This window comes from Streptomyces antimicrobicus, assembly GCF_020532625.1.
Taxonomy (GTDB): domain Bacteria; phylum Actinomycetota; class Actinomycetes; order Streptomycetales; family Streptomycetaceae; genus Streptomyces; species Streptomyces antimicrobicus.
This window is the reverse complement of record NZ_JAJAUY010000015.1, coordinates 62,436-77,587: the sequence shown is the minus strand read 5'-3', so window position 1 is coordinate 77,587 and position 15,152 is coordinate 62,436. Positions and strand designations below refer to the sequence as shown.

Below are 15,152 nucleotides of genomic sequence, written 5' to 3'. Positions count from 1 at the left end.
GGCGTCGGCGAGGACGCGCGCCGCGAAGCTGCCGGCCGCGGGCGGCGGGCTCGACGGCAGGGGCGCAGGCCCGGGATCGGGCATCCGTAACTCCTTGATGAGATGGGTGACTGTCCCGGATCCCGGGTCCCGGGCATGCTCGGCCCGCCCGGGAGGTCCGGGCTTCCGCGGTGACGGCGGGGCAGGCCGTCGGGCCTAGTCGCGCCGGCGCGCGATCTGCACGTTCTCCAGCACGCCGAGCGCGTCGGGCACCAGGACGGCGGCGGAGTAGTACGTGGTGACCAGGTAGGAGATCAGGGCCTGGTCGCTGATGCCCATGAACCGCACCGACAGGCCCGGCTCGTACTCGTCCGGCAGGCCGGTCTGCCACAGGCCGATGACGCCCTGGTTCTCCGCGCCGGTGCGCATGGCGAGGATCGAGCTGGTGTTGTCCTTGCTGATGGGGATCTTGTTGCACGGCAGGATCGGCACGCCGCGCCACGCCGGGACCGACTGCCCGCCGACGTCCACGTGGTCCGGGTAGAGCCCGCGGGCGTTGAACTCGCGGCCGATCGCCGCGATGGTCCTCGGGTGGGCGAGGAAGAGCTTGGTGCCGCGGCGGCGGCAGAGCAGCTCGTCGAGGTCGTCGGGGGTGGGCGGGCCGGAGTGGGTCTGGATGCGCTGCTTGAAGGCGGCGTTGTGCAGCAGACCGAACTCGCGGTTGTTGATCAGCTCGTGCTCCTGGCGCTCGCGCAACGCCTCGATGGTGAGCCTGAGCTGCTCCTCGGTCTGGTTCATGGGGCCGTTGTAGAGGTCGGCGACCCTGGTGTGGACCCGCAGGACGGTCTGCGCCACGGACAGCTCGTACTCGCGCGGGTTGAGCTCGTAGTCCACGAACGTGCCGGGCAGTTCGGGCTCGCCGGTGTGGCCGGCGGACATGGCGATCTCGGCCTCGCCGTGACGGTTCTGCCGCTGCAGGGGCAGTGAGCTGAACCGGGCGAGGTGCTCCTGCAGACCCCGCGACTGGGCCACGACGGCGGCCAGGTCGGCGCGGGAGAGGGTGAGCAGGGTCCCCGAGGTCTCGGCGGTGGCGGTGTAGTCCCAGGTCGCGTCGGCGTCCAGCAGGGCGTTCTCGCCGAAGTGGTCGCCGTCGGCGAGGGTGGCCACCGTCACCTCGTCGCCGTACTTGCCGAGGGAGGTCTGGCCGATCCGGCCGTGCGCGATCATGTGGATCTGCTCGGCGGGGGTGCCGCGTTCGACCAGTACGTCGCCGGGCCCGAAGTCGCGCTGGACGCACCGGCCGGCGATCGCGGTCAGCACCTCCTCGTCGTCGAAGCCGCGCAGCAGGGCCAGTTCGCCCAGCTCACGGGGGATCACGCGGACCGCGGCGCCGTCCTGGACGAACTCGATGCGGCCGTCACCGACGGTGTAGGTGAGCCGGCGGTTCACCCGGTAGGCGCCGCCCTTGGTCTCCACCCACGGCAGCATGCGCAGCAGCCACCGGGAGGTGATCTCCTGCATCTGGGGGGCGGACTTGGTGGTGGTGGCAAGGTTACGGGCCGCCGCCGTGCTCAGGCTGGACTGCCGGGGCGGCTCCACCTGGGCTTCCGGGCTGGTCTCAACGGTCATGGGGCGAGCACTCCTTCGTAACGGCGGTGGCGGCGGCGTACCCGCACGGCACCGATGAAAGAGGAAATAAGGGGGCGAACAACAGGGAATCCGTCCAGATCCCGTGGAACAGTAACGGCCGTTCGCCCGACCCGACCCTGAGAAGCCGTTGGTATTACTTCGAAGCGGTGATCTTGCGGCGTCCGGTGTTTGCCCGGCCGATCGTCAGGTTCCGGCCGACCGGCCGCCGGATGGCCGGCCGGGGACGTGCCGCAGGACTTCTCCCCGAGCCGGCCGGCCGTCTCCGAGCCGCGGTGCTCCCGCAAGGCCGGGCTGGTCCGCGAAGAGCCCCGCGGCCGCCACCGCCACCACCACCTGCGGGCGGAACCGCTCGCCGAGGTCGACGCCTGCCCGGAGCGAGTTCGGACAAGTGCTCCGCCGGTCAGGCGTCCCAGGCACGAGGGCGGGCCGGCCCTTCCCACTCGGGGCGGAGCAGCGAGAACACGGCGAGGTCGTGACGGCGGCCGCGGTGGAGGCAGGCGGCGGTGCCGTATCCGTGCCCGCGATGTCGAAGAGCGGGCAGCAGCTCGACCTGAGCTGTGCCGTTGACGAGGTTCTGGCTGGTCAGTGCGACGTGGCCGACAGGGATGCTGTCGGGAGCGAGGATGAGGACCGGGCCCGAGCTGCCTGCCCGTCGGTGGGCCCAGGGCGACGGGCGCGCTGAGGTCGGGCCCCGGTTCGGCCGCGGCACGGGGCCCTGGGGCACCCGGGGAACGGGCCGGCGCTGGACGCCGAGGCGGCTCGCTGGGCGGACCGGGCCGCCGCCTCGGGGTCGTCGCTCACGTCTCCCGCACGGGGGCGTACGCCTCCTTCGCGAGGCCGAACGTCCAGGCCACGCCCTGCTTCGCGGTCCGGGTGTCCGGTGGCACGCGCAGCCAGTACGTGCGGCAGCTGCCGTCGGGCTCCGGGGTGGAGTTGACGACCTCGACCATCACCACGTCCTCGTCGTCGGGCAGGGATATCCGCCACAGCACGCCCGTCTCGTCCCGGTGCACCGGCTCGGCGCCCGACTCGTGCAGGTAGCGCTCGTAGCCGTAGTGCTCCAGCATCACGCGGCGCAGCTCGGCGTTCTCCTCGTCCCGGATCCGCTCCGGTGTCAGCGTGGCCAGCTCGGCCAGGAACGCGGCCGGTACGGGCATGCCGCGCCACGCGTGGAGCGCGAAGCCGTCCGGGAAGGCGAGGGCCGGGCCGTCGCCGCGGTCCAGGCGGCCGGCCTCGTCCCGGTGGAGCTCGGCCGGGCGTTCGCAGATCACGGCGGCGCGTTCGTACGGCCACCACCAGCCGGCCGAGCGCGCCACCGTGGCCGGGCCGTGCAGCGGGGTGCCGTCCCCGGTGTCGAAGACGGACAGCCAGGGCGCGTCGTGCTGGCCGAGCACCGCGTCGAGCAGCAGCAGCCGCAACTCCGCCTCCTCGGTGCGGTCCTCCGCCAGCTCCTCCACGAGCCCGGCGCGGATCCGGTCCACCAGTCGCTGGGTGCTGTCCCACAGCCGGCCGCCCGTCGCGTGCCAGCGCTGCGCCCAGCCCTGGGGCCCCAGTTGCTCCTGCAGCCGCTTGCGCTCCGCCGCCCACGGCGCGCTGCGCACCGCCTCCCGGACGCTGCGGCCGCGGGCCCGCGTCCCGCAGGGCCCCTCGTCGGGGCCGAGCAGGCAGAGCGCCGCGCGGGGCGACTGCGCCCACACGATCTGCTCCGGTTCGGCGAGTCCCGCAGCGCGGTAGGCGAGCCGTACGCCCGCCTCCGCGTCCGCGCGGTGCGCGGCGGCGGTGTCGGCCACGGCCGCCCGCCACATGTCGATGTCCTTGGTCCCCATGCCCTTCAGCGCCCCTCTGTGCGTGCTTCTCGTACCGCTGTACCGTGCCTGTGCCCGCTGTGCCTCACCCTGCGCCGGCCGCCGGCCGCCGGCTCCCGCTCCGCTCAGTCCGCCACGAGCCGTACCGAGCCGGGTACGTACTCCCGCTGGCGCACCACGCGGTACCAGCCCTTCGGCAGCGGTATCGCGGCGTGCTCCTCGTGCACCACCCGCCCGCCGTCCGGGAGGTGCAGCAGGAGCGGCCCGAACGGTCCCGTCCCGCGCACGAGCCGGCCCGGGCCCAGCACGGCGTGGGCGTGTCCGGTGACCTCGCCCAGCGCCAGCACCAGCCGGCCCCGCCCGTCCCGCGGCTCCTGCGGCGCCCCGGCGACGTGCGCCGGCACCGCCGCCGCGTCGATCGGCACGATGAGTACGTCCCCCTGCCGGTACATACCGGTCCCCTTCCTGACGAGCCGCCCGCTGCACCTCGTCGTCCACGACCGTACGCGGGGGGTCCGACAACGGCGTTCGGGCCGCCCTGCCTCGGGCGTTGTCAGTGGCGCTTGCTACAACTTGCAGCACATCGCACGCGGCGGACGAGGAACGGCGGAGGACCCCATGTCGCACCCGAGGCATCTGAAGGAGTCGTACGGGCTGCCCGTCTTCGACTTCCCCGGTCCCGACGACGCCGGTTCGGTCTCGCTGCCGGACGCGGCGGCCGTCGCGTGGCGGCTGCGCTCCGACTGCTACGACGGTGAGGAGAGTTGGCCCGAGGTCTTCGCCCGGTTCCTCGCCGCGGTCGACGTGCCGCGGGTGCGGGCGATCGTCGTCGGGGCGTGGCGGCAGGCCTATGACACGGGGCCCGAGGAGGTCGTCGCCGCGCTGCTCGAGGCCCGGGACCGCCTGACCTCCCTGCGGGCGCTGTTCCTCGGGGACATGGAGTCCGAGGAGTGCGAGATCTCCTGGATCCGCCAGGGTGACGTGACGCCGCTGCTGGACGGGTTCCCGGAGCTGGAGGAGTTCGGGGTGCGGGGCGGCAGCGGGCTGGTGTTCCCGCCCGTCGCGCACCGGCGGCTGCGGGCCCTGGCCGTGGAGAGCGGTGGCATGCCCGCCGCGGCCGTGCGCGGTGTGGCCGCCTCGGAGCTGCCCGCCCTGGAGCGGCTGGACCTGTGGCTGGGCACCGCGGAGTACGGCGGCGACTGCGAGATCGGTGACGTCGCGCGGATCCTCGACGGGGACCTGCTGCCGGGCCTGCGCCACCTGGGCCTGCGCAACTCCGACATCCAGGACGAGATAGCCGCGGCCGTGGCGTCCGCGCCGGTCGTCGCCCGCCTGGAGAGCCTCGACCTGTCCATGGGCGTCCTCACCGACGACGGGGCCACCGCGCTGCTCGGCGGGCAGCCGCTCACCCACCTCACGAGCCTCGACCTCCATTTCAACTACCTGAGCGAGCCCCTGCGGGAGCGCTTCCGGGAGGTCCTGGAGCCCGCCGGTGTCGCCCTCGACCTGGACCCGGGCCACGCCGACGAGGACGAGTGGGACGGGCGCGTCTGGCGCTTCGTGGCCGTGGGTGAGTAGCGCGCCGGCCATGACGCGGAACGCACCGTCGCGCTGGGCGGTCGTGGGCAACCCGGAGAACCGCCGGGTCGCCCTGTTCACCCGGGCCGTCCGCGAGGCCGGACTGCCGGCTCCGCGGATCGTGTCCTGGGCGTCCGTCCTCGGCGACGGCGGCGCCGCGTTCGCGGCCGACGAGCTGGTCCGGCTCGACTCCCCCGGCGAGAACGCCGAGGTCGACAAGGTCCTGCGCGGGCAGGCGGATCCGACGCGGGTGGAGGGCGGCGCCCGCTGGTACGCGCGGTTCACCGCGGCCGTGGGCACCCTCCGCGGCGGGATGCGGCTCGACGATCCCGGCGAGCTCGCCGTGCTGTTCGACAAGCGGCGCTGCCACCAGGTGCTCGAGCGCGCCGGGGTGCCGGTGCCGCAGTCGCCGACGTCCGGGGGCGGCACCGCGGTGCGCGGTTGGGAGGACGTACGGGAGCTGATGGCGCGGCACGGGATGCCGCGGGTGTTCGTGAAGCCCGCCCACGGCTCCTCCGCGTCCGGGGTGGTCGCCGTCGAGACGGCCGGCGGGGGCCGGCTCCGGGCGACGACGTCCGTGGAGGTGACCGCGGACGGGCGGCTGCACAACTCGCTGCGGGTGCGCCGGGTCACGAGCGAGCGGGAGGCCGCCGCGCTGGTCGACGCGCTCGCGCCCGACGGGCTGCACGTCGAACGCTGGTGGCCCAAGGCGTCCCTGGGCGGTGGCGAGGCCGCCGACCTGCGGGTCGTGGTGGTGGCCGGCCGGGCGACCCACGCCGTGGTCCGCACCAGCGGCTCGCCGATGACCAATCTGCACCTCGGCGGCCGGCGCGGCGACCTGGCGGCCGCCGTCGCCGCCGCGGGGCCGTACTGGGCCGAGGCCCTGGCCGTCTGCGAGCGGGCCGCGGCCTGTTTTCCCGGGACCTTGTGCGTCGGGGTCGATCTGCTGCCGGCCGTGGGCTGGCGGCGGTTCGCCGTCGCCGAGGTCAACGCCTTCGGCGATCTGCTGCCCGGGCTGACCGGCCTGCCGGGCAGCGGCGCCGAGGGCCTCGACACGTACGCGGCGCAGGTCGCCGCGGCGCCCGCGTACGTACAGCACCGACTGCACCACCACACGAGGAACCACCGTGCAACCGCCTCCTTCTGACACCGCTCCCCTGCCCGCCCCCGGCACACCCGGCACACCCGGCATGCCCGGCGTGCCCGGCTCGGCCCGGCCCGGCCCGGTCGAGCCGGACATGAACGAGGTCGTCGGCCGTGACGACCTGCTGCTGCTCACCCTGGACACCCTGCGCTTCGACGTGGCCGCCGAGCTGGCCGCCGCCGGGCGCATCCCGAACCTGGCCCGCCGTCTCCCGGGCGGCGCCTGGGAGAAGCGGCACGCCCCGGGCAGCTTCACCTACGCCTCCCACCAGGCGATGTTCGCCGGCTTCCTGCCGACGCCCGCCGCCCCGGGACCGCATCCGCGGCTGTTCGCGGCGCGGTTCGCCGGCAGTGAGACCACTGCCGGGCGCACCTACGTCTTCGACACCCCCGACCTGGTGTCGGGGCTGGCCTCCGCCGGGTACCGCACGGTGTGCGTCGGCGGCGTCGGCTTCTTCAACAAGCAGGGCGCGCTGGGCGACGTCCTGCCCGGCCTGTTCCAGGAGAGCCACTGGGAGCCGGAGTTCGGGGTGGCCTCCCCCACCTCCTTCGAGGCGCAGGTGGCGCGGGCGGAGCAGGTCGTCGCCGGGCTGCCGGCGGACCGGCGGCTGTTCCTCTTCGTCAACGCCTCCGCGCTGCACCAGCCCAACTGGTTCCACACCCCCGGTGCCACCCGGGAGGCCGGGGACACCCGGGCCACGCACGCCGCGGCCCTGGAGTACGTCGACCGGCACGTCGGCCGCCTCTTCGCGGCGATGAGCTCGCGGCGGCGCTGCTTCGCCATCGTCTGCTCCGACCACGGCACCACCTACGGCGACGACGGCTACACGGGCCACCGCCTCGCCCACGAGGCCGTGTGGACCGTGCCGTACGCCCACTTCTTCCTGGAGCCGTCCGCATGACCGCCGTACCCGCGACCGCACCGACGACCGCCCCCGCGAGCGCACCCACGCCCTCGCCCTCGCTCCCGCCGCAGGCCGCCGCGCGCCCGTACCAGAGCTACGTCTACGCCTACCCCCACAAGACGGCGTACCGTCCGCTGCCGGACCGGCCCGCGCTGCGCGACCTGTGGCGCGGTGAGGCCAAGGACGCGCTCTCGCTCTACCTGCACGTGCCGTTCTGCGAGGTGCGCTGCGGGTTCTGCAACCTCTTCACCCGGATCGGGGCGCCCGACGGACTTACCGGCCGGTACCTGGACGCCCTCGACCGCCAGGCCGCGGCCGTCCGTGAGGCGCTCGGCGACGACGGGCCGGTGCGGTTCGCCAACGCCGCGTTCGGTGGCGGCACCCCGACGTTCCTGACGGCCGACGAGCTGGTCAGGCTGTGCGACATCGCCGAGGGGCGGATGGGCGCCGACCTGCGGGCCGTCGCGTTGTCCGTGGAGGCGTCCCCGGCGACCGCGACCGCCGACCGGCTCGCCGTCCTCGCCGAGCGCGGCACGACCCGGCTCAGCCTCGGCGTGCAGAGCTTCGTGGACGAGGAGGCCCGCGCCGCCGTCCGGCCCCAGCGCCGCGCCGACGTCGAGGCGGCCCTGGGCCGGGTCCGGGACGCCGGCATCCCGGTCCTCAACATCGACCTGATCTACGGCATCGACGGCCAGACCCCGGCCAGTTGGCGCACCTCCCTGGACGCCGCGCTCGCCTGGCGGCCCGAGGAGCTGTACCTGTACCCCCTGTACGTACGCCCGCTGACGGGCCTGGCCCGCCGCACCGCCCACACCGACCGGGACTGGGACGAGCAGCGGCTGGACCTGTACCGCCGCGGCCGGGACCACCTCCTCGCGCACGGCTACGAGCAGGTGTCGATGCGGATGTTCCGCCGCGCCGGAGCGGCCCCGCAGGGCCCCGACGACCACGCCTGCCAGACCGACGGCATGATCGGCCTCGGCTGCGGCGCCCGCTCGTACACCTCCGCGCTGCACTACTCGTTCGACTACGCCGTCGACATGGGGGAGATACGGGCGATCATCGACGACTACACGACCACCTCCGCCGAGGACTTCGGCCGGGCCCCGATCGGCCGGGAGATCGACAGCGACGAGGCGCGCCGCCGCCATCTGCTGCAGTCGCTGCTCCAGGCGCAGGGCATGCCCGTCGCGGACTACCGCGAGCGGTTCGGCAGCGATCCGCGCGCGGACTTCCCCGCCGAACTGGCCGCGTTCGCCGCCCGGGGCTGGCTGCAGGACGGCGGTGCGGGGACGGTGCTGCGGCTGAGCCCGGACGGACTCGCGCATTCCGACGCGCTCGGCCCCGAGCTGTTCTCCCCGGCCGTGCGGGCGGCGATGGCCGCCTACGAGGTCAAGTAGCCGCCGTGGACCTGACGATCCTGTACCGGGGGCCGCTGGCCTCCTGCGACTACGACTGCCCCTACTGCCCCTTCGCCAAGCGCCGTGACACGCCGGAGCAGTTGCGGGCGGACCGGGCCGCGCTGGAACGGTTCACCGGCTGGGCGACGGCGCCGGACCGCCGCGGCGACCGGCTCTCCGTCCTGTTCACCCCGTGGGGCGAGGGCCTGGTCCGGTCCTGGTACCGGCGGGCCCTGGTGGAGCTGTCGCACCAGCCGCACATCGCCCGGGTCGCCATCCAGACCAACCTGAGCTGCCGTACCGACTGGCTCGCGGAGGCCGACCCGGACACCGTGGCCCTGTGGTGCACGTACCACCCCGGTCAGACGCCGTACGAACGGTTCCTGGCGAAGGTGCGCGACCTGGCCGACCGGGGCGTGCGCCACAGCGTCGGCATCGTCGGACTGCCGGGGAACCTGGAGCACGCCCGGCGGCTGCGCGCCGACCTGCCCGGCCACGTCTACCTGTGGGTGAACGCCGCCGAGGGCCACACCTGCACCGACGAGGAGGCGGCGCAGTGGACCGCGCTGGACCCGCTGTTCCCGTACAGCCGGCACCCGCACCGCTCGGCCGGACTGCCGTGCCGGACCGGCGAGTCGGTGATCTCCGTGGACGGTGAGGGCACCGTGCGCCGCTGCCACTTCGTCCGCTCCGAGCTGGGCAACCTCTACGACGGGTCGTACCGCGCCGCCCTGGCCCCGCGGCCGTGTCCGCTGGCCGTCTGCGACTGCCACATCGGCTACGTGCACCTGGAGACGCTGCCGCTGTACGACGTGTTCGCGGGCGGTGTCCTCGAACGGGTCCCCGCCTCGCCCTGACCCGCCGGCACCGGCGCCGGCCGAGGAACCCGCCGGATGTGCGAAGGGACGGGCGCGGTGCTGGAATGGTGGAGGAGGGGCGGGGGTGGGAAGGAGCGGCCGCATGGCGCAGCCCACGCAACCGGGTCCACGGTCCCCCGCCGGAGAGCCGCCGCGCGCGGCGCACGGCGCGGCTCCGCCCGCGCGGACGCGTGCGAGCCAGCCGGCGGAGGCCGACAAGCTCCGCGAACTGCTGCGCGGTCCGGGCTACCTCAAGCGGCTCGTCTTCTGCGGACTGGTCGGCATACCGGTGTCGCTGGCCGCGTTCTGGTTCCTGTCCGGGATGAACTACCTCCAGCGCCTGGTGTGGGAGGACCTGCCGCAGGCACTCGGCCACGACACCGCGCCGTGGTGGTGGCCGCTGCCGCTGCTGCTGGTCGCGGGTGTGTGCGTCGGGCTGGTCGTCGCGCACTTCCCCGGGGCGGGCGGGCACGTTCCCGCGACGGGGATGCACGCGGGGGGTCTGGGCCCGGCGGCGCTGCCCGGGGTGGTGCTGGCGGCGGTGTTCAGTCTCCCGCTGGGCGCGGTCCTGGGTCCGGAGGCACCGCTGATCGCGCTGGGCGGCGGCCTGGCGCTCGCCCTGTGGCATCTGACGAGCGCCACGCAGACGCCGCAGACCGCCGCCCTGCTGGGCACGGCCGGTGCGGCTTCGGCGATGTCGGCGATCTTCGGCAATCCGCTGATCGCGGCCGTACTTCTGATGGAGATCGCCGGGGTGGGCGGCCCCCAGCTGTTCGCGGTGATGCTGCCGGCGTTGCTGGCCAGCGGTATCGGCTCACTGGTGTTCAGCGGGTTCGGCCGGTGGACGGGCCTGGAGATCGGCGGGCTGAGGCTGAAGCCGGGGGTGGACTTCCCGCGGGTGGACGCCGGGGACGTGCTCTGGACGGTCGTGATCGCGCTGGTCCTGGCGGTCGGCCTGTACGCGGTCCAGTACGCGGGCCGGCTGACCGCGCTGCGGGTGGTCCGTCGGCCGGTGCCCGCCACGGCCCTGTGCGCCCTGCTCGCCGGCGTCTGCGCCTGCGTCTACGCCCTGTGGACCGGCCGCGGCCCGGCGGAGGTGGCGTCCTCCGGGCAGGCCGCGCTCGCCGACCTGGCCGGTGATCCGCACGCCTGGAGCGTGGGCGCGCTCGTCGCGGTCCTGCTGTGCAAGGGCCTCGGCTACGCCTTGTGCCTGGGCAGCCTGCGCGGCGGCCCGATCTTCCCGGCCCTGTTCCTGGGCGCGGCGGCCGGTGTGCTGCTGGCGCCGCTGCCGGGGCTGGGCGTCGGCGCGGGTCTCGCGGCGGGCATGGCGGCCTCGCTGGCCGCGGTGGTCCGGCTGCCGGTCAGCAGCGTGCTGCTGGTCGTGCTGGTGCTGGGCAGCACGACGATGATCCCGGTGGCGATCCTGGCGTCGGTGGTCGCGTTCGTCACGGTCGAACTCCTGCCGGCGGGGCCGGAGGTGCCGCTGCAGGCCGTGCCCCGCTGACGGTGCGAGGCCGTTGCGGGGCCGTTGCGGGGCAGGCCGCACCGGGGCCGGGGCCGCGGCCCGACCGGGTTCAGTCCGGGGTCAGGGCCCGGCGGAGCTGGGTGTCCAGGTCCTTGGCCAGTTGCTCCCTGGTGGGGGGCTTGTCGCCGTGGAGGCGGCCCAGTTCGGCGGCGAAGGTCTGGGTGAAGGCACCGTACAGGGGGGTGCGCGGGCGCTGGACGGCGTTCTCCAGGGCGGGCAGCAGGATCTCCTGCGCGTACGCGGGACGGCCGGCCGCGTCCCGGGGCATCCGGTCGGTGCGCTCGGCCGGCGGTGACCCGGTGGGCAGCCCGGCCGGCTTCGCCGCCTCGCAGCGCAGCGCGTCCTCCCGGTACGCCGAGCGCCGGGTGGCGGCGAACCCGGCGTCGAGCAGGCAGCGTTCGCTCTGCCGGCCGGTGAGGAACTCGATGAGGTCCAGGGCGGCGTTGCGCCGCTTCGACCCGGCGGCCACGGCCAGGTTCTGTCCGCCCAGCACCGCCTTGCCCGGCAGCGGCGCCACGCCCAACTGCTGCGTCGACAGCGACTGGTGCAGCGTGCGGTAGGCGTACGGCCAGTGACGCAGGAAAGCGGTCCGGCCGCCCGCGAAGTCGGTGAGGGTGTCGGCCTCGTCGGACTGCGCGGCGTCCGGCAGCGTGTACGCGGCCTGCGTACGGCTGCGCAGCTCGTCCAGGCCCTTCTCCAGCTGGGGCAGCGAACCGGCGTAGCGGCCTTCGGCGTCGGTGAGCGTGAAGCCGTCGGTGGCGGAGGCGAACGCCTCGACGCCGTTGACCGTCAGCCCTTCGTAGGTGGCGTCGAGCTGGGCGGTCCAGCCCTTCTGGTAGGTCTCGGGCAGCTTGCGGTCGCGGCTCGCGTCGTCGAGCGTCTCCATCAGCTTCTGGAGGGCGGGCCAGGTGGTGCCGCGGCCCGGGCCGGGCTGGGTGACGCCTGCGGCGCGGAGGTGGTCGGGGCGGTAGAACAGGAGTCCGACGTCGCTGTTGAAGGGCACCGCGTACACGTGGTCGCGCCAGCGGGAGGTGGCGGCGACGGAGCCGATGACGTCGGCGTCGACCAGGTGGTCGGGCAACGGCTGGACCAGGCTCGCCTCCGCGAACTCGGGCACCCACGTCACGTCGAGGTTGACCACGTCGTAGTCGGCGCTCCCGGACTGGAGCGCGCCCAGGAGCTGGCTGCGTTGCTGGTCCGCCGAGCCGGGCAGCTCGACCAGGCGGGCCCGGAAGCCGGTCCCCCTGGCCTCCTGCGCCTCGTTCCACTTCGCGATCAGCTGCTGGCGGATGCCGCCCTTCCCGGTCACGTCCCGTCCGCTGGCGAGCACGATGTCACCCGGGGGTTCGGGGGCGTCCGCGGCTACGGCCCGCCCGGAGCCGGCGGTCCCGCCGGAGGGGGCCGGGTCGCCGCCGGAGCAGGCCGCGGCGGCGAGCAGCGGGAGGACGAGGAAGGGGACGACGCGGACCGTGCGCGGGCGGCGCCGTCCGGAGTTCCGGCTCATCCCTGCTCCCCCGTGCCGGTCCGGGCGACCTCGTCCTTCAGCCGCGACACCAGGTCCCCCTTGGTGTCCAGGCAGCGTCCGCCGCTCGCCTCGGAGACTGCCGCGTCCGGTTTGCCCTTGTCGCAGCCGCCGCTGTCCAGGGATGCCATGACCACCGGGATCCTCTCCTGCGCGCCCCTGATCGCCTGCAGCAGATCGTCCAGCCGGCCGCCTTCGGTCAGCCGGTTGTTGTCCTCGCCGTCCGTGAGGTGGACGATCAGTTGCGGGCGCTGGTCGTCGGCGCCGCGGCGCGTCATCTCCGCCAGCGCGTCGACCAGCGCCCGGTACGGGTCCGCCTCCACGTCCTTGACCTTGGCCGCGCCCGCGATGGTCCGCTGGGCCACCTCGCGGTCGTGCCGGCCGAACGCCAGGACCTCGCTGGTGGCACCCCGGCCGGGCTCGGTGGCCACCGCCCACACCCCGTACTCGTCGTCCGCGCCGAGTCCCGCGAGGGACTGCGCGATGATGCCGGGCGCTCCGCCGGGCCCTTCCCAGAAGCCGCCCATGGAGCCGGAGGAGTCCAGCAGGAAGAGCACCCGCCCCGGCCCGTTGGCGTCCCGGTAGCCCTTGAGCGCGGCGGCCGCCGCGGGCGCGGCGGCGGGGCCGGGCAGCCGCCCGGGCAGGTTCAGCGCCCCGAACTCGGCGAAGTGGAGGCCGCCGTCCGTGCCCTGCGCGGTGGCGGTGGGGGCGGTGGCGAGCGGCGGGTGCTCGCCCGTGGCGCTGCGGAACCCGTCCTCGGCGAACGCGGTGAGGCCCGGCCCGCCGGCTTTTCCGCCCGCGTCCGCGGTGTCCGCGCCGGTCAGCCAGGTGTGGAAACGCCGTACCGCGTCGTCGCGTCGCTTCGCGTCCAGGTCGGCGTCCCGCCAGCGCACCCGTACGAACGTGGGGTCGAGCGCCGGTACGTCGTCGGGGTAGGCGGCCGTCCTGCGGGCCCGGGTCGTGCTGTCGCAGCCGACGCCGGTGCGGAGCAGGAATTCCGGTACCAGCGCGGCCGTGCGGGCGTCGGCCGCGTCGTCGTCGGGCAGCGTGCACAGCAGGTCCGCGCCCGTGCGCGCGGGCGGGCCGGGCTGGGCCACGCCGTGCTCGGCGGCGGCCGGGGTCTGCCGGCCCGCGCCGTACAGACCGACGGTGGCGAGCAGGCCGGCGTCGGTGTGCTCGGGGTCGGTGCGGCGCACCTCGGCGGCGGGCTCGCGCCGCTTGAGCGCCGCCGTCAAGGTGGCCAGGCTGCCCACCCGGTCGGCGGTGGCCTCCGCCGCGATCTGCTGGGGGACGGCGAGCACGACGGGCGAGTAGGCGAACGGCTTGGCGTCGGCCGTCAGCTCGACGTAGGTGCGCTCGGAGGCCGCCGGACGCGCCCGGGCGATGCTCGCCGACGACGCCGGGATCCAGATGTCCGGCTGGGGTCCGATGTCGCGCTGGGGATTCTCCTCGTCGCCCGTGGGGCGCTGCCATGGGTCGGACTGCCGGTTGAAGGCGGCGACGGCCGCGGCGGAGCCGGCGCTCCAGACGGTGATGCCGCTGCGCCTGCAGCCGTCGGCCGCCCGGTTCTGGCCGGACGTCAGGTACGCCTTGGCCGCCTTGCGGACGGTGGGTTCGAGGTCGGGGTCGGTGAGCAGCCGCAGTTCCACCGGGGGTCTGCAGGTGTGCGGCCCGTCGTCGCCGAGGACCGTGATCCAGGCGGTGGCCAGTCCGGCGACGACGACGGGCACGCCGACGGCGGCCACCAGCCGCCGTCCCCGGACCGCCCGCAGGAGCTCGGCGACCCGTCCGCCCCGGCGACCGCCGTCCGGGCGGCCGCGGCCGCCCGGACCGCCCGGACCGGCGGGACCGGCAGGACGGGCGGGATCGGCGGGACGGGCGGGATCGTCCCGGTCACCGCGGTCAGGAACGTCCGGGTCGCCGGGGCCCCCGGGGCCGTCGGGCGGTGGCGCGGTGTCCGCCGCGGGGGCGGCCAGCAGGACGTCGGTGCCCGAGGCGGCCGGGCGGGCCTGCGGCTCCCACGGCTCCGGCGGCTGCCGCAGGGTCGTGTGGTGCGCCGTCATGTAGGCCGTGATGCGCTCCACCAGATCCGCGAACCCGACCTCGCCGCGGGGAGCGTCCGCGCCGGCGGGGCCCTCCTCGCCACCCGGCCCGTCCGCACCGTCCCGCTCGTCCTGCCCCGCGCCGAGCAGCCGGATCAGCCGGTCGGTGAACGGGGTGGGCGAGTCGTCGTCCCCCGCGTCGATGCGGTTGTTGGCCTGCACGCTCATCAGCAGGGAGGTCCGCCGGCGCTGCGCGGTGCCGAGCGCGTCCCACGCCGCGGCGGCGTTGCCCGCGTAGCAGCAGTCGAGGACGACGACCACCTGCTCGGCCTCGGCCCGGGCCAGGCGGGTCAGGACGCCCTTCCACGGCGCGGAGCCCAGGAACACCGACGCGTCGCCCGGCACGATCGAGGCCCGCCGCATCAGCAGCCACAGCTCGTCACCGGTGCTCGGCACCGCCCCGTGGCCGGAGAAGTACAGCAGGAGCAGACCCTCCGCCGCACCGACGGCCGCGCCGAGCCGGTGGTCGAACTCGTCGACGGTACGCGGCCGGCAGACGGTGATCTGGTCCTCGGTGAAGACCCCGCCCGCCCGTAACGCCCGCTCCAGGCCGACGAGGTTGTGCTCGACCGCCCTGAGGTCTCCGGGTACCCCGTCGGGGTGGTCGGGCTGTGTGAAGTCGTACTCGGGTACGCCGACGAGCAGTGCCCGGTTCACCTTGCCGCGCGGGTCGAAGCGCGCCACGG

11 protein-coding genes are annotated in these 15,152 nt (G+C 75.0%); 6 read left to right on the top strand and 5 right to left on the bottom strand.

The window, feature by feature from the left end:
* Positions 1-195: 195 nt before the first annotated feature.
* From LG632_RS06585 to LG632_RS06575, 3 genes are all read right to left on the bottom strand, one after another.
* Positions 196-1,608 (bottom strand): family 2B encapsulin nanocompartment shell protein, encoded by a 1,413-nt coding sequence (locus LG632_RS06585; protein WP_226725871.1) that lies wholly within the window; start codon positions 1,606-1,608, stop codon positions 196-198.
* Between the two features lie 818 nt (positions 1,609-2,426).
* Complete coding sequence (locus tag LG632_RS06580) at positions 2,427-3,455, bottom strand: DUF6745 domain-containing protein (RefSeq protein ID WP_226725870.1); 1,029 nt, start codon at positions 3,453-3,455, stop codon at positions 2,427-2,429.
* A gap of 104 nt (positions 3,456-3,559) precedes the next feature.
* The gene (locus LG632_RS06575) at positions 3,560-3,886 is read right to left on the bottom strand and encodes a DUF8820 family protein (RefSeq protein ID WP_226725869.1); all 327 of its coding nucleotides are present in this window, start codon (positions 3,884-3,886) and stop codon (positions 3,560-3,562) included.
* Between the two features lie 166 nt (positions 3,887-4,052).
* Here LG632_RS06575 and LG632_RS06570 point away from each other — a divergent pair, with 166 nt between their 5' ends.
* The 6 genes from LG632_RS06570 to LG632_RS06545 all read left to right on the top strand — a co-directional run bounded on the left by LG632_RS06570 (position 4,053) and on the right by LG632_RS06545 (position 10,821).
* A complete protein-coding gene (locus tag LG632_RS06570; protein ID WP_226725868.1) occupies positions 4,053-5,012 on the top strand; it encodes an STM4015 family protein in 960 nt (319 codons plus the stop codon).
* A gap of 10 nt (positions 5,013-5,022) precedes the next feature.
* A complete protein-coding gene (locus tag LG632_RS06565) occupies positions 5,023-6,159 on the top strand; it encodes an STM4014 family protein (RefSeq protein ID WP_226725867.1) in 1,137 nt (378 codons plus the stop codon).
* A gap of 91 nt (positions 6,160-6,250) precedes the next feature.
* Positions 6,251-7,057: an STM4013/SEN3800 family hydrolase gene (locus LG632_RS06560; protein ID WP_226725874.1), complete on the top strand. Its 807-nt coding sequence runs from the start codon at positions 6,251-6,253 to the stop codon at positions 7,055-7,057.
* Complete coding sequence (locus tag LG632_RS06555) at positions 7,054-8,460, top strand: STM4012 family radical SAM protein (protein ID WP_226725866.1); 1,407 nt, start codon at positions 7,054-7,056, stop codon at positions 8,458-8,460. Before LG632_RS06560 ends, LG632_RS06555 begins: the two co-directional genes overlap by 4 nt.
* Before the next feature lie 5 nt (positions 8,461-8,465).
* Positions 8,466-9,317, top strand: coding sequence for an STM4011 family radical SAM protein (locus LG632_RS06550; protein ID WP_226725865.1), 852 nt, complete (start codon positions 8,466-8,468; stop codon positions 9,315-9,317).
* A 103-nt stretch (positions 9,318-9,420) separates the two neighbouring features.
* Entirely contained in the window at positions 9,421-10,821 is a 1,401-nt protein-coding gene (locus tag LG632_RS06545) for a chloride channel protein (protein WP_226725864.1), read from the top strand.
* A 70-nt stretch (positions 10,822-10,891) separates the two neighbouring features.
* On the opposite strand, the gene LG632_RS06540 is transcribed toward LG632_RS06545, so the two are convergent.
* Entirely contained in the window at positions 10,892-12,346 is a 1,455-nt protein-coding gene (locus LG632_RS06540; protein ID WP_226725863.1) for an extracellular solute-binding protein, read from the bottom strand.
* The gene (locus LG632_RS06535; protein WP_226725862.1) at positions 12,343-15,150 is read right to left on the bottom strand and encodes a VWA domain-containing protein; all 2,808 of its coding nucleotides are present in this window, start codon (positions 15,148-15,150) and stop codon (positions 12,343-12,345) included. Before LG632_RS06535 ends, LG632_RS06540 begins: the two co-directional genes overlap by 4 nt.
* Positions 15,151-15,152 lie beyond the last annotated feature (2 nt).